This is a genomic window from Mesonia sediminis, from assembly GCF_042684705.1.
Lineage (GTDB): Bacteria > Bacteroidota > Bacteroidia > Flavobacteriales > Flavobacteriaceae > Mesonia > Mesonia sediminis.
In genome coordinates, this window is record NZ_JBHULZ010000041.1 from 505,717 (window position 1) to 526,375 (window position 20,659).

18 protein-coding genes and 1 tRNA gene are annotated in these 20,659 nt (G+C 35.5%); 15 read left to right on the forward strand and 4 right to left on the reverse strand.

Translation table 11 applies throughout. The features are described from left to right. The first annotated feature begins 34 nt into the window (after positions 1-34). The 6 genes from ACFSQ0_RS10355 (at position 35) to ACFSQ0_RS10380 (ending at position 3,691) form a co-directional block, all read left to right on the forward strand. Positions 35-193 (forward strand): hypothetical protein, encoded by a 159-nt coding sequence (locus ACFSQ0_RS10355; protein WP_379047877.1) that lies wholly within the window; start codon positions 35-37, stop codon positions 191-193. Positions 194-447: 254 nt separating this feature from the next. After that, a complete protein-coding gene (locus ACFSQ0_RS10360) occupies positions 448-1,479 on the forward strand; it encodes an RHS repeat-associated core domain-containing protein (RefSeq protein WP_379047880.1) in 1,032 nt (343 codons plus the stop codon). A 58-nt stretch (positions 1,480-1,537) separates the two neighbouring features. Beyond that, positions 1,538-1,996 carry a hypothetical protein gene (locus tag ACFSQ0_RS10365; protein WP_379047883.1) on the forward strand — a complete coding sequence of 153 codons (459 nt, stop codon included), beginning with the start codon at positions 1,538-1,540 and terminating at the stop codon, positions 1,994-1,996. Then, the gene (locus ACFSQ0_RS10370) at positions 1,989-2,522 is read left to right on the forward strand and encodes a hypothetical protein (protein WP_379047886.1); all 534 of its coding nucleotides are present in this window, start codon (positions 1,989-1,991) and stop codon (positions 2,520-2,522) included. Before ACFSQ0_RS10365 ends, ACFSQ0_RS10370 begins: the two co-directional genes overlap by 8 nt. Before the next feature lie 199 nt (positions 2,523-2,721). Continuing rightward, positions 2,722-2,949, forward strand: a complete 228-nt coding sequence (locus ACFSQ0_RS10375) for a hypothetical protein (RefSeq protein WP_379047889.1) — start codon at positions 2,722-2,724, stop codon at positions 2,947-2,949. Further along, a complete protein-coding gene (locus ACFSQ0_RS10380) occupies positions 2,939-3,691 on the forward strand; it encodes a hypothetical protein (RefSeq protein WP_379047892.1) in 753 nt (250 codons plus the stop codon). Before ACFSQ0_RS10375 ends, ACFSQ0_RS10380 begins: the two co-directional genes overlap by 11 nt. 292 nt (positions 3,692-3,983) lie before the next feature. Here the strand turns inward: ACFSQ0_RS10380 and ACFSQ0_RS10385 are convergent, their stop codons facing one another. Then, positions 3,984-4,139 carry a GIY-YIG nuclease family protein gene (locus tag ACFSQ0_RS10385; protein ID WP_379047895.1) on the reverse strand — a complete coding sequence of 52 codons (156 nt, stop codon included), beginning with the start codon at positions 4,137-4,139 and terminating at the stop codon, positions 3,984-3,986. Positions 4,140-4,186: 47 nt separating this feature from the next. Continuing rightward, positions 4,187-4,259 (reverse strand) — tRNA-Phe (locus ACFSQ0_RS10390). A 98-nt stretch (positions 4,260-4,357) separates the two neighbouring features. Between ACFSQ0_RS10390 and ACFSQ0_RS10395 the strand changes: the two genes are divergently transcribed. The 6 genes from ACFSQ0_RS10395 (at position 4,358) to ACFSQ0_RS10420 (ending at position 12,034) form a co-directional block, all read left to right on the forward strand. Continuing rightward, on the forward strand, positions 4,358-5,098 hold the full coding sequence (locus ACFSQ0_RS10395) for a type III pantothenate kinase (RefSeq protein ID WP_379047898.1): 741 nt from the start codon (positions 4,358-4,360) through the stop codon (positions 5,096-5,098). After that, positions 5,095-6,336, forward strand: coding sequence for a hypothetical protein (locus ACFSQ0_RS10400; RefSeq protein ID WP_379047901.1), 1,242 nt, complete (start codon positions 5,095-5,097; stop codon positions 6,334-6,336). The genes ACFSQ0_RS10395 and ACFSQ0_RS10400 overlap by 4 nt, the downstream gene beginning before the upstream one ends. A 25-nt stretch (positions 6,337-6,361) precedes the next feature. Beyond that, positions 6,362-7,738, forward strand: coding sequence for a tetratricopeptide repeat protein (locus ACFSQ0_RS10405; protein WP_379047904.1), 1,377 nt, complete (start codon positions 6,362-6,364; stop codon positions 7,736-7,738). A 1-nt stretch (position 7,739) separates the two neighbouring features. After that, a complete protein-coding gene (lptC, locus tag ACFSQ0_RS10410; RefSeq protein ID WP_379047907.1) occupies positions 7,740-8,303 on the forward strand; it encodes an LPS export ABC transporter periplasmic protein LptC in 564 nt (187 codons plus the stop codon). A 197-nt stretch (positions 8,304-8,500) separates the two neighbouring features. Further along, the gene (locus tag ACFSQ0_RS10415; protein WP_379047910.1) at positions 8,501-9,790 is read left to right on the forward strand and encodes a hemolysin family protein; all 1,290 of its coding nucleotides are present in this window, start codon (positions 8,501-8,503) and stop codon (positions 9,788-9,790) included. A gap of 123 nt (positions 9,791-9,913) precedes the next feature. After that, the gene (locus ACFSQ0_RS10420; RefSeq protein ID WP_379047913.1) at positions 9,914-12,034 is read left to right on the forward strand and encodes a peptidylprolyl isomerase; all 2,121 of its coding nucleotides are present in this window, start codon (positions 9,914-9,916) and stop codon (positions 12,032-12,034) included. Between the two features lie 60 nt (positions 12,035-12,094). Here the strand turns inward: ACFSQ0_RS10420 and ACFSQ0_RS10425 are convergent, their stop codons facing one another. Both ACFSQ0_RS10425 and ACFSQ0_RS10430 read right to left on the reverse strand, forming a co-directional pair. Further along, positions 12,095-13,015 carry a GYDIA family GHMP kinase gene (locus tag ACFSQ0_RS10425; protein ID WP_379047916.1) on the reverse strand — a complete coding sequence of 307 codons (921 nt, stop codon included), beginning with the start codon at positions 13,013-13,015 and terminating at the stop codon, positions 12,095-12,097. Beyond that, positions 13,002-14,318 carry a hydroxymethylglutaryl-CoA reductase, degradative gene (locus ACFSQ0_RS10430; RefSeq protein WP_379048825.1) on the reverse strand — a complete coding sequence of 439 codons (1,317 nt, stop codon included), beginning with the start codon at positions 14,316-14,318 and terminating at the stop codon, positions 13,002-13,004. The genes ACFSQ0_RS10425 and ACFSQ0_RS10430 overlap by 14 nt, the downstream gene beginning before the upstream one ends. A gap of 168 nt (positions 14,319-14,486) precedes the next feature. Between ACFSQ0_RS10430 and ACFSQ0_RS10435 the strand changes: the two genes are divergently transcribed. The 3 genes from ACFSQ0_RS10435 to ACFSQ0_RS10445 are packed head-to-tail and all read left to right on the forward strand — an operon-like array spanning position 14,487 to position 20,621. Further along, positions 14,487-16,670 carry a S9 family peptidase gene (locus tag ACFSQ0_RS10435; RefSeq protein ID WP_379047919.1) on the forward strand — a complete coding sequence of 728 codons (2,184 nt, stop codon included), beginning with the start codon at positions 14,487-14,489 and terminating at the stop codon, positions 16,668-16,670. Positions 16,671-16,686: 16 nt separating this feature from the next. Continuing rightward, positions 16,687-18,501 carry a peptide MFS transporter gene (locus tag ACFSQ0_RS10440; RefSeq protein ID WP_379047922.1) on the forward strand — a complete coding sequence of 605 codons (1,815 nt, stop codon included), beginning with the start codon at positions 16,687-16,689 and terminating at the stop codon, positions 18,499-18,501. Positions 18,502-18,512: 11 nt separating this feature from the next. Continuing rightward, complete coding sequence (locus tag ACFSQ0_RS10445; RefSeq protein WP_379047925.1) at positions 18,513-20,621, forward strand: peptide MFS transporter; 2,109 nt, start codon at positions 18,513-18,515, stop codon at positions 20,619-20,621. The last annotated feature ends 38 nt before the right edge of the window (positions 20,622-20,659 follow it).

The window sequence follows — 20,659 nt, forward strand, 5'->3', positions numbered from 1 at the left end:
TGGCGTTTTTATTCTAAGTTTTAGAAAAAAAGTTATGAATCCGAACAGTTTAAAAAAATCAGATCAAGAAAAAGATGAATTTATTCTAGCCGATATGCACCAAAATGGTGTTTACTTTGATGAGTCTATGCTAGGACCTCTATCGCCCAAAGCACCAGCTAAGAAAAATACTAATAAAAGATTAGAGAAGTGATAATTGGCGGACTAAAAATGGGACTAACCAGTCTAAAATTTTACTTTGCAAATGTTTGAATACATTATATGCTTTTGGTATTATTGAGTCATTACTAGGAAAGGTTAAACCAATTATCCTATTTTACTTATACGTTGTATTGATTGGTTTGTAAAAGCGTAAAATCATATATAAATTGGTTTATTTGTACTACTAATCCTAAGAATAGAATTTTTACCTTTACATCTAATAAAATAAAAATTCAATTTATAAAAATGTGGAGTTTTGATGATGGTGATTTAACAAATTTTATGATTGATAATTTCAATTTAAAACAATTTGAGTCAGAGATTATTGATGAAAATAATTATTATCCTTTTGGTCTTAAGCACAAAGGATATAATGGTGTAATTGATTATCTTGCTTATAATAAATCTTATCTTGGTCAGGAAGAAAATGAGGAATTAGGATTAAACTGGTTAACCTTTAGATTTAGAAATTACATGCCAGATATTGGTAGGTTTTTTGGAGTAGACCCTATTGCAGAAAAATTTTATTACCTAAGTCCTTATCAAACAGCACATAATAATCCAATTTGGAAAATTGAATTGGAGGGTCTTGAGGGCGAGCCAGGACAAGGAGATGATCATGTCAATGATGATGAATATTATCCTTCTAGTGATGACTACGGTGATTATGCTTATGAACATGATTTAGAAACGGTAGTAATAACAGCATCAAGAGATGAGGCTGGGACAGATGAGGAGCAGGGAGATGATTCTTGGTGGGATTGGTTTAACTGGGATGCTTTCGATGCTAGTATTTGGGGAGACAATAGAGTAGAAGGCGGTCACGCAACAAGAAGTAGTAGAGATGAGACCAGAAGTCACTCTTGGAACGCATCAGACTGGTATTCTTTTAACTTTGATTTTAAAAAATGGGCTTTAAATTATGCGGCAAGTTTTGCAGTCTGGGCCTCAAATGTAGTAGATGCTGTTGAAAATTATTGGAAAGAGAGAAATAAGAGTGATGATAAAAGTAATGAAGAAGCTCAACCAAATAACGAAACTCAATCAAACAAAAAAGATCAAGATCCGCTAGTGCCAGTACAAAATTCAAAAATTAGTAGAGTAGACCCCCCTTATGGGGTTGGGGCCTATGGCATGGGATACCAACAGGGTTTAAGAATCAATAGAACCAATTATACTGAGATGGTTCGAAGAAGTGATTCTTTAAATACCGCACAAGAAATACAAGCTAGAGTAGCAAGAGAAAACGATTCAATTAATTCTATATATGAGCAATAATAATATTAAAATAATAATAATTCTCCTAATCATAATTTCCTGTAAAAAAGAGAAAACCTTGAAAGAAGAAGTTAATGATAATCAATATAAGGATTTCACAGAAAGTCAGCCTATACTAGATTTCAAATTTCCCGATACTGTTTTGGTAGGCAGTCTAGTAGAAGGCGAAATTAAATATGATACATTCCAATATTTAAAAAGGTTTGGAGAAAATACAATTTGTGATAATCAAGTTATACTTTTATATTTATTAACCAACCAGTCTAAAAAAGAGCTTAATTTAAAAGATATAGATAAAAGCCCTCACAGAAAGATTATAATTGATAAATGTAAATCTGATAAATGTGAAGATGGAAAATTTTTCTTCAGCCTAATTTTTAATGAAACCGGATACAATACAATACACGGTGTTATTAATGAAAACTTAGGTCTCTATTTAGAAAATGATTCGGAACTTAAATATACTACAAGAAATTTACCCTTTTCGAAAGATGTATTTGTAAAAAAAAATGAATAATAATCTTATACAAATTATAACTTTCTTTCTAATATTCTTAACTTTTTTTTCCTGTAAAAATTCTGAAAAAAATAAAAATCAAATGCAAGATGAAGTCAGAATGGTTAAAGAAATTGAAAAACCTAAAGGTATAAAATTTAAAATAAGTTTTCCAGATACCGTAACAGTTGGTGTGAGTTACAGTGGTAAGTTGTTTTACAGTAGTGATTTAGATACCATAGTAACTCATTTTGGAGATCGAGAAAATTCCAGGTATGCTCGTTTTATGATGCACACTACGAATAATATTAACTATACTGAAGAATACTTAAACAAAAATGTCAAAGATACTTTTGGAGCAATAAGAAATGGAGAAATACCTTTTCATAATATAAACTTTAAAAACGAGGGAGTACATTATATAGATGGTTTTATTAATGAATTAGTATTAATGGATACTATGAGTAAATATAATAATCGTAGAGATAAAGCTAGATTAATTCAAAAAAGAGAAAGAGTTACTAAGAAAATTATTGTGAAAAAATAATAATTAATATACCATTGCGGGAGATTTTTTTCCATATTTTGAATAATATTATAAGTTAGGTAATCATTTTTTTCAGAAAATAAAAAGGCATTATATTTTTTTGAATCTCGAAAAAGGTTAGCTAAATAACATTTTATGAATTAAAACTCAATAATTTTTGATTACTTAAAATTTAGCTAACTTTACCGAAAGCTATAGGATGACCTCACGTTTTATTATTGTAATCATTTTTTTTACTGTTTTTTCTGCCTGTAAAACCGTTTCGATTGATCAGGAGAACTATAGAGTAACCAGTGATTTTGTTATTGATAATCCCGAAATTCTAGAAGAGTTGGGAGTTGACTCTAGTGAACCCATAGTGGTAACAGGGGAGTATGAAGTTTTTCAAACGGACATGTATAAATATATTGTTATTAATGAATCTTAGAATTTTATATTCAGTTAATACGCTAGTGGTCATTTTTATGGCAATTAGCGTATTGGCTTCTTGTCAGAATAAAGCAAGAAGTGTGAAGGTTATAGATGAAGTGTATAGCGATTCTATTAGCTTTACTATCTATGAAGGTAAAAATAAAACGAATGCAGATAATGATATTCAGTGTGCAAATTATTATTCCTATAAAAAACTAGAAAATGGCTATGAAGTAAGAGGAGCAGATTTGCGACATTTAATTTCTTTTCTTCAAGATGTTGATTTAAAAGATGTTATTGTTGATACCAGCATTGACAAAAATTTTTACACTTTAGAGTATAGAGGCCAGGATGCCACAGCGCATAAAAACCTTATATTAAAAAAGTTTGTTGATTATTATGATTTACACATAAATAAAAATCAAAAGTTAGAAAAAGGCTATACTTTGGGTCTAGCTAATAATAAAATAAATATTTATGTGGCAGAAAACAATCAAAACACTAGTGTAGAGCAAAACGGTAGCCTAGTTAATATGCGTAATGCAAGTTTAATAATATTAGCCAGTGTTATTCAAGATCTATATGGGGTAAAGGTTACTACGGGTAAAGGGCAAGAAAATTTACGAGGATATAATATAAACTTTGATTCAGTTATGTCCATTACTTCTTTACAAAACTTTTTAAATGAAAAATATGGTATACAATTTGAAAAGGAGGAATTTAGTGTGTTGAAGTATAAGGTGACAAAGAAAGAATAATAAATTAATAGTTTAAAGTCATTGAGCTATTTTATTCTTTCTGTGGTTGTCTCTATATTTTTCGGTCTATCCTCATAAGTTAGCTATGACAATTATACAAAAACCCCGATCAAAAGATCGAGGTTTTGCGGTGGTGCCTCTAGTCCCTATGCTTCGGGAGAGCCAGGGACTATTTTTTATTAATGATGTCCTTTAAGATATCGGGCTGCTCTATAATTTTAAGTATAAACTTTTTGCTTTTCATTCTTTTAATGAAATTCTCTATATAAAGCGCGTCGTTATGTTTCTGCATTTATGCGAGTGCTAGTTTCCAATCGTCTGCAGCCTTTGTGAATGACTTATTAAAGCTATGTTTATTGTTCTTGTTAATTCTATTTTGGATGTCTATTGTTTCTCCAACATAGAATTTATTTAAGGTAACCCTGTGTATAATATTAAGAAAATGCATAACCGGTTTAAAACAAAAAACCCCGACTAAAAGTCGAGGTTTTGCGGTGGTGCCTCCAGGAATCGAACCAGGGACACAAGGATTTTCAGTCCTTTGCTCTACCAACTGAGCTAAGGCACCAGTGCTTGTAAGCGGTGGCAAATATATATTCATTTTTACATTCTACCAAATAATTTGATAAAAAAAACTACATTTGTTGTGAAATAAAATGAAAGGGATTGAGCAATTTAATTTTAGATATCGGTAATACTTTTGCCAAAGTGGCTGTTTTTCAGCAGGATAATATTGTTACTTGGTGGCGCGTAGAGCGTGACGATTTGCTGGAAAAAATAAGTTCAGTTTTATTCGAAAATCTAATCCGTAAAGCGATTATTTGTAATGTGAGTGTAGTAATTCCTGAATTAGAATCGGTTTTTAAAGCTCAACAAATTGATTTTATACATTTATCTGCAACAACCCCTCTTCCTTTTCGTAATTTATACGCCACTCCAAGAACTTTGGGTAAAGATCGAATTGCTTTGGCTGCCGCTGCCGTTGGTTATTACCCTGCACGTAATGTTTTGGTTATTGATGCTGGTTCTTGTGTGACATATGAATTTATAAATGATCAAAATGAATATTTAGGAGGGGTAATTTCGCCAGGTTTAAAAATGCGATTTGCCGCCATGCATTCTTTTACCGCTGGATTGCCAGATCTACGAGATCAGCCTTTTGATGATCTGCCCTTGATAGGAGATGATACTAAAACAGGAATGCAGATTGGCGCAGCTGAAGGATTGGCTAGAGAAATAGATGGCTTTATAGATGATTATAAGAAAAAATACAGCGATTTAACAGTTATTTTTACTGGGGGAGACCACGAAATTTTGTCTAAGCGGTTAAAAAATAGCATATTTGCAGCGCCCAATTTTCTGGCCAAAGGATTAAACTACATTTTAGAATTTAATTTAAATAAATGATTAAAAAAACATTTTTTATTCTCTTAACCTTTCTAGGTTTTGCAGGATTTGCACAAGATAACACCGCATCGCCATACTCCTTTTTTGGGGTGGGTACCAATAAGTTTAGCGGTACCGTAGAAAATAGAGTTATGGGTGGCTTGGGCATCAAATCAGATAGTATTCATATCAACCTACAGAATCCGGCGGGATATGCTGGTTTAGGTTTAACCACTTTTAGTGTTGGTGCCTCGCATACTAGCAATACCATAAATGATAATATTTCAGAAAGTAAAGTTACCGCTACAGGATTAGATTATGTTGCTCTAGCTTTTCCTGCAGGTAAATTTGGTTTTGGTTTTGGACTTAAACCATTTAGCTCTGTAGGTTACGAAATGGGTGACTTCACCGAGGATCGCGAAGCTAGCTTTAGCGGAAGTGGTGGCGTGAACAAACTTTACTTAGGAGCAGCTTATCAAGTTTTACCTGAGCTTAGCGTAGGGGTTGAAGGTGGTTACTACTTTGGTAACATAAAGAATAAAAGTATTTTAAGACAACAGAACGTTCAATTTGGTACCCGAGAAAAGAATAGATCAGACCTTAGCGGTTTTAGATTTAATTTTGGTACACATTATGAGAAAATGCTAACAGATAAATTGCAGTTAACAGCATCTGCAACCTATGCGCCAGCTAGTACTTTAAATGCAAAAAACGAACGACAATTGGCTACTATTGTGCTTAATTTAGGAGATGATGAGTTAGTGGCAGAGGAACGTGAGATCGCTGTAGCCGATAGTGAGTTAGACCTAGGTGCAGTCTCAAGTTTTGGTGCGGGTATAGGGCAACCTAGAAAGTGGTTTGCCGGATTTGAATACCAAATTACCGAGGCGAATAAATTTTCAAATCGTTCGTATAGTTTAAATAATGTAGCGTTTAATACGGCACATTCTTATAAATTAGGAGGATATTATATACCTAATTTTAATGATGTTACAGGGTATTTTAAACGAGTTACTTACCGTGCAGGATTACGTTATGAGGAGTTAGGTTTAGCGATTAATCAAGAGAGTATCGATGAGTTTGGCATATCTTTTGGAGTTGGATTGCCAGCAGGAGACTTTTTAACCAATATCAACCTTGGAGTTGAATATGGCCAAAGAGGCACTACCAAAAACAACTTGGTTGAAGAAAAGTTTTTTAGTTTCTTTGTGGGCTTATCACTAAATGATAAGTGGTTTATAAAAAGAAAATACAATTAAAATCAATAGAGACAATTCAAATACTATGAAAATCAAATTCTTAATTTTATTGGCCATTGGTGTTTTTGCAAATCAATCTGTTGCTGCTCAAGAGGTAGATTGTGCTAGAGCTTTATCTTTGTTTTCGCAAAGTGCCAAGGTAAAAGATTACAAAGCCGCAAAACCTTATTATGAAAAATTGATAAAATCTTGTCAAGATTATCACATTAGCTTGTATCAATACGGAGATCGTATGTTAAAGCATTTTGCTAAGTCTACCAAAGATGATGCAGAGTTGCAAAAACAATATGCCGAGCAATTGATAGAGAATTATAAATTAAGACTCCAAAATTTCCCAGCAAAAACTTCAAAAGGAGAAACCTATGCCAACATCGCAGAGGCAATGTACGATTATAAAATCGGTACAGCAGCCGAGCAATTGAGTTGGTATGAGAAAGCCTGGAAAGAAGATAAAGAGAATGTAAATGATCCACGAACGCTTTATGTTTACTTTAATATTTTGGTAGCTGAACAAGATGCTGGAAACCGTGACTTACAAGAGGTTTTTACAATGTATGATGAGTTAATTCAAAAAATTGAAGAACAAGAAATTTATCGTGCCGGTCAAGCCGAACCTTTGCTTAAAAAGCAAGAGCTAGGTGAGTCTCTAAGTAGTAAAGAAGAGCGTATCTTAAAAAATACTGATATCTACTTAAATAATTTCAATAAAATTAAACAAGGAATTAACGGGTTGTTAGGAGAAAGAGCAGACTGTGACAACTTAATTCCATTATATAATAAAGAATTTGACGCTAAAAAAGAGGATGTAGAGTGGTTAAAGAGAGCAGCTAAGCGTTTATCGGCTAAGGAGTGTACTGGAGATCCTTTGTTTTTTAAATTAGTTGAATCATTACACAAACAAGAACCATCTGCTAAGTCAGCGCTTTATTTGGGGCAATTGGCTGCTAAAGACGGAAAGTATAGCAAGGCTTTGGAGTATTACGAGCAGTCGGCTGATTTAGAAGACAATAAAATTGATAAAGCTAGGGTGTATATGATGATTGCTGGTAACTATAAAAAGTCTGGCAGCTTCTCAAAAGCACGTAGTTACTATAAAAAAGCTTTAAACATACAGCCATCTTTGGGTAGCGCTTATTTGCAAATAGCAAGTATGTATGCTAGTAGTGCAAACAATTGTGGAGACACCACTTTTAATAAACGTGCGGTATACTGGTTGGCAGCAGAATATGCAGAAAGAGCAGCGCGTGTAAGTCCTGCAATTAGTTCATCTGCAAAGCAAGCAGCTGCAAGTTATAGAGGAAGAGCACCGCAGAAATCTGATGTTTTCCAAGAAGGTAGAAAAGCCGGGGAAACCATCAAGATTGGATGCTGGATTGGAGAAAGCGTTCGAATTCCAGGATAAGATGTATATCAAAGAGAGTCTAATTATTCAGTTTAAAAACATTGCTGCTATCGCTATAGCAGCAATGTTTTTTTCTTGCAATGAACGCCTGAGTACGGTAAGAAAATGGGAGGTGCAAGAAATAAAACCACAAACATCTGGTCAAGGTATTAAACTAGTTTATACCGATAGTGGTAAAATCAAAGCTTTTTTAAGAACTCCATTGATGCAGGACTTTACACAATTAGATTTTGGTTATAGAGCTTTTCCAGAGGGTTTAGAGCTTGACTTTTATGATGAGAAAAATCAGAAAAATACCATTAAAGCCGATTATGGTATTTTATATGAACAAACGAGTTTGGTAGATCTTCAAAATAATGTCGTAATCACTACAAGTGATAGTGTGGTGCTTAAAGCTAATCAACTTTATTGGGATCAATCTAAACAGTGGGTTTTTTCTGATGTACCCTATCAGGTTCAATTCAAAAACGGAGCGGTGAATAACGGCGAAAGTTTTGATGCTAATGAAAAATTTAATAAATTCATCTCGCGTTCTAATAAAGGAATGCAGGTTATAGACCAATAGACTATGAATAAAGTGTATAAATATTTTGAATATGCTTACCTTGTAATAGCAGCCTTCTTTACTTATGAAACGATTATGCTTTGGAATAAAGACCGAAGCCAAGCTTACTTATTTAGTTTTTTTGTAATTCTGGCAATCTTTATGTTCTTTTTTAAGCGAAGGTTTAGGAAACGCGTAGAGAAACGCAATCAGCAATAATGGAGTTAGATCTTTTTATAATTTTATTATCCTTAGTTCTCTCCGCCTTTTTTTCAGGAATGGAAATCGCCTACGTTTCGTCCAATAAAATTCATATTGAAATTGAAAAAAAACAAAATGATTTTCTAGCTAAAGTATTAGCAAAGCTTACCAAAAAACCATCCAAGTTTATCGCAACCATGTTGGTAGGCAATAATATAGCCTTAGTGATTTACGGTTTTTTTATGGGTGATTTGTTAGTAGAATTATTGCAACAATCCGTAAATTCAGATACGCCCGCTTTTTTTTCCTATTTGGTCAACGAAGCCTTGCTTTTTACACAGACTTTAATTTCTACATTGGTAATTCTTTTTACGGCTGAGTTTTTGCCTAAAGTGTTTTTTCAGATATATGCCAATACATTACTTAAGTTTTTTGCTTTGCCAGCATATTTCTTTTACCTCCTTTTTACTCCGGTTTCAGCATTTGTCATCTGGATATCAGATTTAGTGCTTAAACTTTTTTTTAAAACCGAGGGCGATGAGGTGCAATTGGCTTTTAGTAAGGTAGAATTGGGGCATTATATCAATGAGCAAATGGATGCCGTTCAAGAAAATGACGAGATTGATTCTGAAATTCAAATCTTTAAAAATGCGCTTGATTTTTCAGAGGTTAAGTCTCGAGAAGTTATGGTACCTCGAACAGAAATTATTGCCGTAGATCTAACCGAAACTCCACAAAACCTAATTAATATTTTTACCGACACAGGCTTGAGTAAACTGCTGGTCTACAAAGAGAGTAATGATGATATTATAGGCTATGTGCATTCTTTTGAATTGTTTAAAAATCCGCAAAGTATAAAAGATATAATGATACCAGTGGTGTATGTGCCCGAAACTATGCTGGTGAAAGATGTATTAAATTTACTGATTAAAAAACGAAAAAGTATCGCAGTAGTGCTAGATGAATACGGTGGCACTAGTGGTATGATGACGGTCGAAGATATTGTAGAAGAGTTATTTGGGGAAATTGAAGATGAGCATGATGCACCAGTGCTCATCGAAGAAGAGTTGGCCGAAAACGTGTACAAATTTTCGGCTAGAATGGAGGTTGACTACATAAACGAAACCTATAAATTAGATCTCCCCGAAGAAGAAAACTATGAAACACTTGGTGGGCTTATTGTTCATCACACCGAAGAAATTCCTCAAAAGGGAGGGCAAATCATGGTGAATGATTATAAGATTAAAGTGCTTGAAGTTTCCAACACAAAAATTGAATTGGTACAAATTGAACGTTTAGAAGATTAAGATTAGCCTTAGAAAATTGCTTAAAAAATAAAAATAAGCCTAAGTTTTTCTTTGAAAAATATTTTATTATCTGTATAAATATCTTATTTTCGCCCACTATATTTAGATAAATAACCTTTAAAAATGGCAGTATTAAATAAAATTAGACAACGTTCTGTTTTTCTAATCATCATTATCGCATTAGCTTTATTTTCTTTTGTTTTAGCTGATTTGTTTAGAAGTGGAGGATTTTCGGGTGCTAAAGATCAAAACATCATTGGTGTTGTAAATGGTGAGGAGATTAGCCGTGAAGCTTTTGCAAGACAAGTTGAGGGGGTTCAGCGTAATTCAAGAGGTAACTTAACCACAGCACAAGCCGTAAAGCAAGTTTGGGAAAATCAAGTAAACCAGACTTTGTTAAGTGAACAGCTTGAAAAATTAGGCCTGCAGGTAGGAAACGATCAAATCAACAACAGTATCAAGCAGCAATTTGCAGGTAATCCAAACTTTACCAATGAAAATGGACAATTTGATTTTGGTAAAATGAAAGAATACATTGCTAATTTAAAGGCAAACTCTCCAGAAGCATATCAGCAATGGGTGAGTATAGAAAATAATATTGCTCAACAAGCCAAAGCACAATTGTATTATAATCTTGTGCGAGCAGGTGTTGGGGCAACTTTAGTTGAAGGCGAGCAAGCTTATAAAAAGCAAAACGATCAAGTTAACTTGAATTTTGTACAAATACCTTACGAAAAAGCTGGAGAAGTAGAAGTAAGTAAAGAAGATATTAAGGCTTATTTACAAGATAATAAGAAAAAGTATACTACCGAAGCTTCTCGTGCTATACAGTATGTGTATTTTGAAGAAAAGCCTTCGCAAGCGGATGACGAAGAAACCAAGCAAGAGTTGATGAGCTTATTAGAAGATAGAAAAATCTACAATGAGGTTTCTAAAATGGAAGAGGAAATCAAAGGCTTAAAAAACACTTCTGATTATCAAGAATTTATTAATGAGAATTCTGATTTAGCCTATGAAGATCGCTTTAGTTTTAAAGATGAACTTCCAACGGCATTTGCAGACGCACTAATGAGTACCGAAATCGGATCTATATACGGGCCATACAAACATAATAACTTCTGGAAGGCCTCTAAGGTGGTTGAGTCAAAACAAATGACAGATTCTGTAAAAGCAAAACATATTTTGGTTGCTTATTCGGGAACTGCAGTTGGTCAAGATATAGAACGTACCAAAGAAGAAGCTAAAAAATTAGCGGACAGTTTAAGCGCAGAGTTGAAATCCAATCAAGATTTATTCAAAGAATTTGCACAGGAGTTTTCTGCCGATGCGTCTACCAAAGATAAAGAAGGCGACTTAGGTTGGGTAAACTATAGAAATACGAATAGCTCAGACTTTATTGACTATCTTTTCGCAGATAGCTCACCAAGTTTAGGGGTTACAGAAACAGAGTTTGGTTATCACGTAGTTTTGATTGAGGAGAAAAAAGCGCCTATAAAGGCAATTAAAATTGCAACAGTTGCCAAAGAAATAGAACCATCTGAAAAAACCGGTAATGATTTATTTGCTGAAACTACAAAATTCGAAATCGCAGCCGGTGAATCAGATTTTCAAGAAGTAGCCAAATCAAATACTTATGAGGTTAAAGATATCAACGGTATTAAAGAGATGGATGAAGCTCTAGGCGGATTAGGTAATCAAAGAGCGATTGTGCAGTGGGCTTTCAATGAAGATACAGCGGTAAACGACATTAAACGTTTTGATGTACCTACAGGGTATGTTGTGGCACAATTGACACAAAAGCATGATAAAGGCCTTATGGCTGTTGAAGAAGCTTCAGAAGAAGTTACACCAATTATCAAAAAAGAAAAGCAAGCAAAAATTCTTCTTGATAAGATAGGTAGCTTTGAGAGTTTACAAGACTTAGCATCTAGCCAGCAGGTTGGGGTGAAAAATGCTAACGCTGTTAATTTAGAGAATCCAGTCTTACCAGGAGCTGGTTCTGAACCACAGGTAGTGGGTGCAGCTTTCTTTTTACCTGAAGGTAAACCAAGCGCTCCAATTAAAGGTGAAAAGGGTATATATGTTGTAGAAGTAACTGGCAGAACGGCTGCTACACCCCTAGATTCATACCGTCTGATTGCAGAGAGAGAGTCGAAAGAAAGAGCCAACCAAGCAACTAATGCTTTGATGAAAGCTTTGAAGAATTCGGCTGAAATCGAAGATAAAAGAGCTAAGTTTTACTAAGCCCCTGACCTAAACTTAGTGTTTATAAAATAAAAAAAGCAGCTTTTAAAGCTGCTTTTTTTATTTTATAAAGTCCTCGAAAGAAAAATAATTGGTGTAACCCTGGCCAATGAAATAGTCCATATCTTTTGCTTTTCTTGTGGTTGCCAATACAAAATCTCCTCCCCAGCCCCCTAAGCTTTTTATGCTATAGGGGTAATCCTTAAAGCGCTCTTCTTTTACCGTTTTAATACCTAAGACTCTACTTAAAACCGATTCGCTTTTTTCCAACACAGCTTCAAAATCGGTTAGGGTTTGGGCAGTTAATAAATTTTGGGTTATCCTATTTTGTACTTCGATAAGATGGGTGCGCTGACTTTTTTTTAGCTGCTGATAATGCGCAATAGCCTCCCGACTATTTTTCTTCTCATTTAAATAAACAAAAAAGAGTTGCTCCTTAAAATCGGGGGCGAAATGTATAGGTTGTACGCTTGGTATATACGGTTGGTTGGTTTTCTTATAAAGTATGGCTGTGCTAGCATCCGCGCAAGCGAGATCATAGCCACTACCGCCAAAAGTATTCTCGAGAAGTTCGTATGCATTTACCCCTGCCCACTTACTTAAAGCGTAAATAAGTGTAGAAGAAGAGCCCAAGCCCCAATCTTTATCAAATTCTAGCTGGCTGGTTATTTTATAACCGCCAGTTTGTGCTAAATTTGGTTTTCTAATGAAAATGTACTCTAGGATTTCTTTTAAGCGGGTTGTTTCAGAGGTTGCTGGCGTTATTTGTTCGAATAGCTGGTTGTTTTCAAGCTTAAAAATAACTTCAAACCAAAGGCTGTTATCGGCAAACAGGCTTTTCCATTGAATTTCTGGTTCATTAATTTTTTCAAATCTAAAGATTTGACCCAGTTGGGTAGGGAGTGCCAGACTTTGAGCTCCATCAAGTACCCCGTATTCGCCAGACAATAAGATCTTACCGTTTGCTCTAATTTGCTGCATCACGCATGGCGTTTAAGGTTTCGACTACTTGGGTATGGCTTATGGTTTTGTTCTCATACATTTTGGCAATGGTTGTTTTTTCTTCTTCGGTAGCCTGAAATTGGTTTAAGATATTCATTAAATGCATTTTCATATGGCCCTTTTGAATGCCCGTAGTGGTCAATGAGTTTAGGGCAGCAAAATTCTGTGCCAATCCGCAAACTGCGGCAATACGCATAAGTTCTTGAGCATTCGGGTTACCCAGCATTTCTAAAGCTAATTTAACCAGTGGATGCAATTTAGTTAAGCCGCCTACAGTACCTAAAGCCAGAGGCAAGGTCATTTCAAAAATAAATTCATCATTTTCAATGCGTGCATCGCTCAAACTGCGATAAGTACCCGTTCGGCTGGCGTAAGCGTGCACGCCGGCTTCAACGGCTCTAAAATCATTACCTGTAGCCAAAACCAACGCATCAATTCCGTTCATAATTCCTTTGTTGTGTGTCACCGCACGGTAAGGTTCTACTTGAGCAATTTGCACAGCTTGTACGAATTTTTGAGCATACTGTTTGGCTTTATCCTGGTCTTTAGCTAGTGCCGATACTGGGCAGCTAACCTGTGCTTTGACCAGACAATTGGGTACATAATTGGATAATATACTCATTACCACTTCAAGCTTATGTGTACTGTTTGCTAATGCTGCATTCAACTCGTTTTCCCAGAGCTTAGCCATTGCTTCTAAGCAAGAATTGATGTAGTTGGCGCCCATGGCGTCTAAGGTTTCAAAACAAGCATGAATTTGATAGTAATTTTCTAAGGCATCGGTTTTGTCTATTAAGTCAATTGTCGTAAGTCCGCCGCCTCTTTTTATCATATTTGCGCTTACCTCATTGGCCGTTTCAATTAAGCTTTGTTTTAGAGAATTGAATTGTGAGAATAAAAAATCGGCTTGACCGTTAAAGGTAAAATGTATTTGTCCTACCTTTTCTGTTCCTATAATTTCGGTTTTAAACCCGCCTCTGCTTTGCCAAAATTTAGCTGCATTGCTGGCAGCAGCCACCACAGAACTTTCTTCTATGGCCATGGGCAAGCTATAGAATTGGCCATCGATTAAAAAGTTAGGCGCCACGCCAAAGGGAATGTATAAGTTGCTAATGGTGTTTTCGGTAAATTCGTCGTGTAATTGTTGTAGTTGTTGGTTCGAATTCCAATACTGCATCAAAGTTTGTTTGGCTAAATCTGCATTTTGAAAAAAATGAGTTGCTAGCCATTCGATCTTATCTTGCTTACTTAATTTAGAAAAACCTTGAATTTGCTTCATTATAAATTTGAATTATTGCTGGGCAAAGATACTAAGCTCAATTCAATTTAAAGCTAAGAAGATAATGAAGCTAATTTTTTGCTTAACATAATCTTAGTATTTAACAACAAAAACCCGTTAAAATCCGTTAATTTTTAGTAAACTTGGATTCGAAAAAATGAAATATAGATTATGAGAATTTTTAGGCCTTTCGCGCTAGTTTTTTTTATGGGTATTTTTTTGGTAAGTGCTCAAAATAAGCAAGTTACTTTAGAAGAGATTTGGGGAGGAGCTTTTAGGCCGGCCTATATGGAATCTTTAACTTCATTAAACAACGGAAAAGAATATGTAGTGCAACACTATGACCGCAGTAACCAAAATATGCGGGTTGATGCCTATAGTTACGAGACGGGCGAGCAAACGAGAAATATTTTATCTTCAAATAAAATCAAACAACTTAATTATTTCGAAACCTATCAGTTAAGTCCGAATGAAAATTTCGCGCTTTTAGGGGTAAATACAGAAGCGATCTATAGACGTTCTACGCGCGCCATTTACTTTGTTTATAATTTAAACAATGGAGAGAATATCATGTTAGCTGGTCACCCAGTTCAAGAGCCACAGTTTTCGCCAGACGAAACCAAAGTAGCCTATGTATACGAAAACAATATTTATGTTAAAGATTTAGCTTCTGGAACCACCACTCAGTTGACCCAAGATGGTAAAAAGAATGAAATCATAAACGGGATTACCGATTGGGTTTACGAAGAAGAGTTCGCTTTTGTTCGCGCATTTGATTGGAGTGCAGATGCTTCTAAGATAGCTTACTTGAAGTTTGATGAAACCCGTGTGCCGGAGTTTTCAATGGATATTTATGGGAGTTATAACAATCAATTATATCCTAGTCAACAGGTGTTTAAATACCCTAAAGCGGGTGATGATAATGCTAAAGTGAGTTTGCATATTTTTGATTTAAACCTGAAAGAAAATAAGGCCGTTAAGCTGCCAAAAAATTATGAATATTTGCCGCGTTTAAAATGGACGAAAGACAAAGATATTTTAAGTGTACAGGCCTTAAACAGACATCAAAATGAAATGGATTTATTGTTTGTAGATGCTACTTCGCTTGAAGCGGATGTAATTCTAGAGGAACGTGATGAGGCGTATGTAGATGTAACCGATAACCTTACTTTTTTAAACAACAATAGCTTTATCTGGACAAGTGAAAAAGACGGCTATAATCATATCTATCATTATAGCAAAAAGGGTAAGTTAATCAACCAAGTAACTCAAGGTGATTGGGAGGTGACGGCATTTTACGGATTTGACCCCAATACGGGAAGAGTCTTTTTTCAAAGTACAGAGAACGGTAGCGTAAACCGTGATGTTTATAGCATTTTGGCTAATGGAAAAAATAAGCTGCGTTTAACGCCTAAAACCGGGACCAATAATGCAGACTTTAGTGCAGATTATAGTTATTTTATCAATGATTATTCAAGTGTTAATACGCCAAGCGTTTACACTTTGCATCAAGCTAAAAATGGCAAGTTGGTACGTAAAATACAAGACAATAGTGCTTTAGCAGAAAAAGTAAAAGACTACGGTTTTTCTCCAAAAGAATTAAGCACCATCCGTGTAAACGGCGAAGATTTAAATATGTACATGATTAAACCCCATGATTTCGATGAGAATAAAAAATACCCGGTGCTGATGTATCAATATTCAGGACCCGGATCGCAATCGGTGGCCAATACTTACTTTTCTACTAATGATTACTGGTACCAATTATTGGCCAACCAAGGTTATATAGTTGTTACCGTTGATGGTCGAGGTACAGGGTTTAAAGGTGCTCAGTTTAAGAAAGTCACCCAAAAAGAATTGGGTAAATATGAATTAGAAGATCAAATCGCTGCTGCAAAATTATTGGGGGAGCGTGATTATATAGACGAAAATCGTATTGGAATATGGGGTTGGAGTTTTGGTGGTTATATGTCTTCTAATGCAATTTTTAGAGCAGGAGACGTATTCAATTTAGCCATCGCAGTTGCACCCGTAACAAGCTGGCGTTTTTATGATACTATATATACAGAGCGTTATATGACTACACCACAGGAGAACCCTACGGGCTATGATGAAAATTCGCCCATTACCCACGTAAGCAAATTTGACGATACCAATCACTTTTTACTTATTCATGGTAGTGCAGATGATAATGTTCACGTACAAAACACCATGCAATTAATCGAAGCTTTGGTGCAGGAAAACAAGCAATTTGATTGGCGCATATATCCCGATAAAAACCACGGAATTTACGGAGGAAATACCCGCTTGCACTTGTATACACTAATGACAAATTATATTTTAAAAAACTTATAAATCAACCTAAACATAAATGGCAGCAATTACGAGAGAAAGAAGAGAAATTTTTGGACACCCAGTAGGGCTTTTTATATTGTTTTTCACCGAAATGTGGGAGCGTTTCTCCTATTATGGAATGCGGGGTATTTTAACCCTATATATTGCGGCATCGGCCACAGCAGTTGATCCAGGTTTGGGATGGAGCAGTAAAGATGCCATTTGGTTATATGGATGGTATACTATGTTGGTATATGTTGCCTCAATTCCTGGAGGTTGGGTTGCCGATAAATTTTTAGGGCAAAAGAAAACGGTAATGTGGGGCGGTATATTGCTGTGTTTAGGGCATGGTGTTTTAGCGATTCCGCAAGACTGGGCATTTTTCACTGGTTTATTACTTATTGTATTGGGAGTTGGTGGACTTAAGCCAAATATTTCTACAATGGTAGGTGGTCTCTATGAAGAAGGAGATATCAGAAGAGATAGTGGTTTTACGATTTTTTATATTGGTATTAACATCGGTGCTTTTTTGGCTAGTATAAGTGTAGGATTGGTGGCTTATTATTACGGATGGCACTACGGGTTTGGTCTAGCTGGTATAGGGATGTTGTTAGGTCAAGCCGTTTATATTTGGGGACAAAAGTTTTTAAAAGGTGTTGGAGAATTTAGTGGAGGCTCTTTGGTAAGTGCCGAAGAAAAAGAAGCAGCCAAAAGACCACTAACTAAGATAGAGAAAGATCGAGTAATCGTCTTATTTATTTCTTTCTTGATTGTAATTGTTTTTTGGGGAGCCTTTGAACAAGCTGGTGGATTAATGAACTTGTACACCGATGCTAAAATAGATCGAAGCATAGGTTTAAGTTGGTTAGAAGAAATTCCAGCCGCTGTTTTCCAATCGCTTAATGCCGCTTACATCATAATTTTCGGAACTGCAATTGGAGCCTTCTGGGTATGGTGGAAAAAGAAGGGTAAAGAGTCTTCTTCACTTTTCAAAATGGCAATTGGTACCATTATTATGGGACTTGGTTATGTATTCATGATGTTTGCATCACAAGAAGCCAGTCAAGAAACTTTTGGTAAAGCAGCCATGTTTTGGATTTTCTTGGCTTACTTATTTCACACTATAGGTGAATTGAGTACATCTCCTGTAGCCTTATCTTTTATCACTAAGCTTGCACCGCTTAAATATGCCTCGATAATGATGGGGGTTTATTTTGCAGCCACTGGTTTTGGTAATAAATTGGCAGGAAGCATTGGGGAGTCTGCTCAGTTAGAGCCCTATTCGGGCACGATGCTATACAACAAAGAACAGATTGTTCCTTTTATGTCAAAAGATAGCATTGAGATTAAAAACGAGCAAAATAAAGTGGTTACGGTTTATGATTACCCGATAAATCAAGATAAAAATTTCACCCTTAAATCAACCGTTTTCTTAGAAAATGATCAGGTTAAATTTAAGCAATACCAAGCAGACGAAATCTTAAACCCGATTTTTGAATTGGATGATGAGGCGGTGAATAAGCTCAAAACAACACTTCAAGAAAATCAAGTAACAGCAGAAAATCCTTATCACGCGGCCTTAACATTTGAGAAAGATCCAGATGCCGCCCAGCAAGTAGAAAATAAGGGAGATGGTAAAAACTATCAGGTTTCTTTTGTCTTGAGCGAAGAGCAGAACGAACAAGAATACAATACCTTTTTGTTCTTGACTATTTTTACAGTGGCCTTCGGATTTTTAGTAATCCTGTTTCTTAAGAAACTAAAGAAACTAACCCACGGAGCGGAAGATAAAGAAGTAGAAAAATTGGAACAAGAGGGCTACGAAATAGCCGATACAGAAATAAAAGAATAATTTAAACACCTATGTCAGCAATTAGTGATACTCAACACAGTGAGTTTTTTAAAAGTAAAGTTTTAGGGCATCCAGCCGGTTTATTTGTATTATTTTTCACAGAAATGTGGGAACGCTTCTCTTTTTACGGGATGCGAGTATTATTGATTAACTTCTTAACCATGGCCGCCATTGGTTATAATCCTGGCTGGGAGTGGACTACCGAAAATGCTGGAGCGCTTTTTGGTACCTATGCCATGTTGCTTTATATCACGCCAATTATTGGTGGAGTTATAGCCGATAAATTTACAGGTTATAGATGGGCAGTAGTTATTGGTGCAGTAATAATGACTTTAGGACACGCCGCAATGGCCGTTGAAACTGAGTTTTGGTTATACATAGGATTAGCTTTACTGGTTATTGGTACTGGTTTCTTTAAGCCTACAATGACCTCAATAATTTCCGAAATGTATAAAGATTTACCTAAGAAAAAAGATGGTGCTTATACCATTTTCTATATGGGTGTAAATGCAGGTGCATTTTTCGGAATGATGCTTTGTGGTTACTTAGCTGAGCGTGTAGGCTGGTCTTGGGGATTTGGTCTAGCCGGAGTTTTCATGCTTTTAGGGACGCTTCAATTTTGGTTAGCTAAACCATTATTTGGGAAAATAGGAGATGTACCTTCTAAAGAAGAGCAAAACGTTAAGCAAGAAGTAGAAAGTGACGGAGAACCAGTAAAATACAATCCGTTTACTAGTATAGATAAAATCTTAATAGTCATTACCTCTATAATAGGTTTAGCATACGCCATCAATGATCCGCTTTCTAAAATCGCTGATATCAATTTGTTTCCATTTGAGATGTTTGGAATGGAAGGGCAGTATGTAGTAGTACTATTTGGTTTGGTGCTCTTTTTATATTTGACTTTAGGGCGTATAAACAGATATGCGACCGTCGTGCGTAATAGAATGTACGCTGTTATTGTATTCGCATTCTTTACCGTTCTCTTTTTCTTAGGTTTTGAGCAGGGTGCTACCTCTTTGGTTCTTTTTGCTCGTGATTATATCGATCGAGAACTCATTGGCAATGCAGCCATTACTTTTAACATTGTAAACGCATTATTAACCATAGTTCCATTAGCTATAATTACCTATGTTTTGGTGCTTCTAGCGAAACAGACCTTCGCAAAAATTCCTGGATCAAATATTGTTCTAGCGGTTTGTTTTGTCGGAATATGGGGAGTGGTTATTTATATGTTAAACAGAGATTTTAATACTACTGCCTATGAAGTAGAGTTTCAAGCTCAGAAGGTCGCGGTTATAGATGAAGAAACCAATGAGCCTAAATTGGCCAAGAATGGTGAGTTAATTTTTATGGAAACACCAATCTCTGTTGATCAAGATATTTCCCAAATTGAAAATGATATTATCACTAAAAAAGTGGTGATAGGTGAGGCTTTTAGTGATTTTAAAGAAGGACAAGAAATCAATATCATTACCAAGGATGAAAATTTCGCAAAGTTTGGCTATTTAACTCCAGAAAGATTAGAAGCCGCTAAGAAAAATGCCGAAAACTTAGGTCGAGATAGTGGCGTGGTTCAAGCTAAAGTTACACAGGTTAAAAATCACTGGGTTGAGATTACTGCTTCTTGGTTTAGTATTTTAAATTCATTCTTTATCATTGCGTTTGCAAGTTTATTCTCTAAATGGTGGGAAAGCAAATACAACCCTTCTGCACCACAGAAATATGGTATAGGCCTTATCCTATTGGCACTAGGTTTTGGTATGCTTGCTTTTGGTACCTTTGGAGTAGAAGATGGGGTTAAAGTTAGTATGATCTGGTTAATTTTGGCTTATCTCTTTCATACCTTTGGAGAGCTCTGTATTTCACCTGTAGGTTTATCTTACGTCTCCAAATTAGTTCCTGCCCGTATGATTGCCTTTATGTTTGGTATGTGGTACTTGGCAATTGCAATAGGTAATAAATTTGCCGCCGTATTGGGTGGGCAACTAGAGAATATTAGAGAAGAATATTCACTAACTACTTTTTTCTTAATTTTTACGGTGGTCCCAATCGCTGCTGGTCTATTGATAATCGCGGTGAATAAACCTATTAAAAAGTTAATGAAAGGGGTAGATTAAAAAAGTGGAACAATAATTGTTTCTTAATGCATTAAAAT

Excerpts from the sequence above, each read along its gene's own strand:
- ACFSQ0_RS10355 (WP_379047877.1), top strand. The coding sequence starts at position 35 with ATGAATCCGAACAGTTTAAAAAAATCAGATCAAGAAAAAGATGAATTT.
- ACFSQ0_RS10360 (WP_379047880.1), top strand. The coding sequence starts at position 448 with ATGTGGAGTTTTGATGATGGTGATTTAACAAATTTTATGATTGATAAT.
- ACFSQ0_RS10370 (WP_379047886.1), top strand. The coding sequence starts at position 1,989 with ATGAATAATAATCTTATACAAATTATAACTTTCTTTCTAATATTCTTA.
- ACFSQ0_RS10375 (WP_379047889.1), top strand. The coding sequence starts at position 2,722 with ATGACCTCACGTTTTATTATTGTAATCATTTTTTTTACTGTTTTTTCT.
- ACFSQ0_RS10380 (WP_379047892.1), top strand. The coding sequence starts at position 2,939 with ATGAATCTTAGAATTTTATATTCAGTTAATACGCTAGTGGTCATTTTT.
- ACFSQ0_RS10385 (WP_379047895.1), bottom strand. The coding sequence starts at position 4,139 with ATGCATTTTCTTAATATTATACACAGGGTTACCTTAAATAAATTCTAT.
- ACFSQ0_RS10400 (WP_379047901.1), top strand. The coding sequence starts at position 5,095 with ATGATTAAAAAAACATTTTTTATTCTCTTAACCTTTCTAGGTTTTGCA.
- ACFSQ0_RS10405 (WP_379047904.1), top strand. The coding sequence starts at position 6,362 with ATGAAAATCAAATTCTTAATTTTATTGGCCATTGGTGTTTTTGCAAAT.
- lptC (WP_379047907.1), top strand. The coding sequence starts at position 7,740 with ATGTATATCAAAGAGAGTCTAATTATTCAGTTTAAAAACATTGCTGCT.
- ACFSQ0_RS10415 (WP_379047910.1), top strand. The coding sequence starts at position 8,501 with ATGGAGTTAGATCTTTTTATAATTTTATTATCCTTAGTTCTCTCCGCC.
- ACFSQ0_RS10420 (WP_379047913.1), top strand. The coding sequence starts at position 9,914 with ATGGCAGTATTAAATAAAATTAGACAACGTTCTGTTTTTCTAATCATC.
- ACFSQ0_RS10425 (WP_379047916.1), bottom strand. The coding sequence starts at position 13,015 with ATGCAGCAAATTAGAGCAAACGGTAAGATCTTATTGTCTGGCGAATAC.
- ACFSQ0_RS10435 (WP_379047919.1), top strand. The coding sequence starts at position 14,487 with ATGAGAATTTTTAGGCCTTTCGCGCTAGTTTTTTTTATGGGTATTTTT.
- ACFSQ0_RS10440 (WP_379047922.1), top strand. The coding sequence starts at position 16,687 with ATGGCAGCAATTACGAGAGAAAGAAGAGAAATTTTTGGACACCCAGTA.
- ACFSQ0_RS10445 (WP_379047925.1), top strand. The coding sequence starts at position 18,513 with ATGTCAGCAATTAGTGATACTCAACACAGTGAGTTTTTTAAAAGTAAA.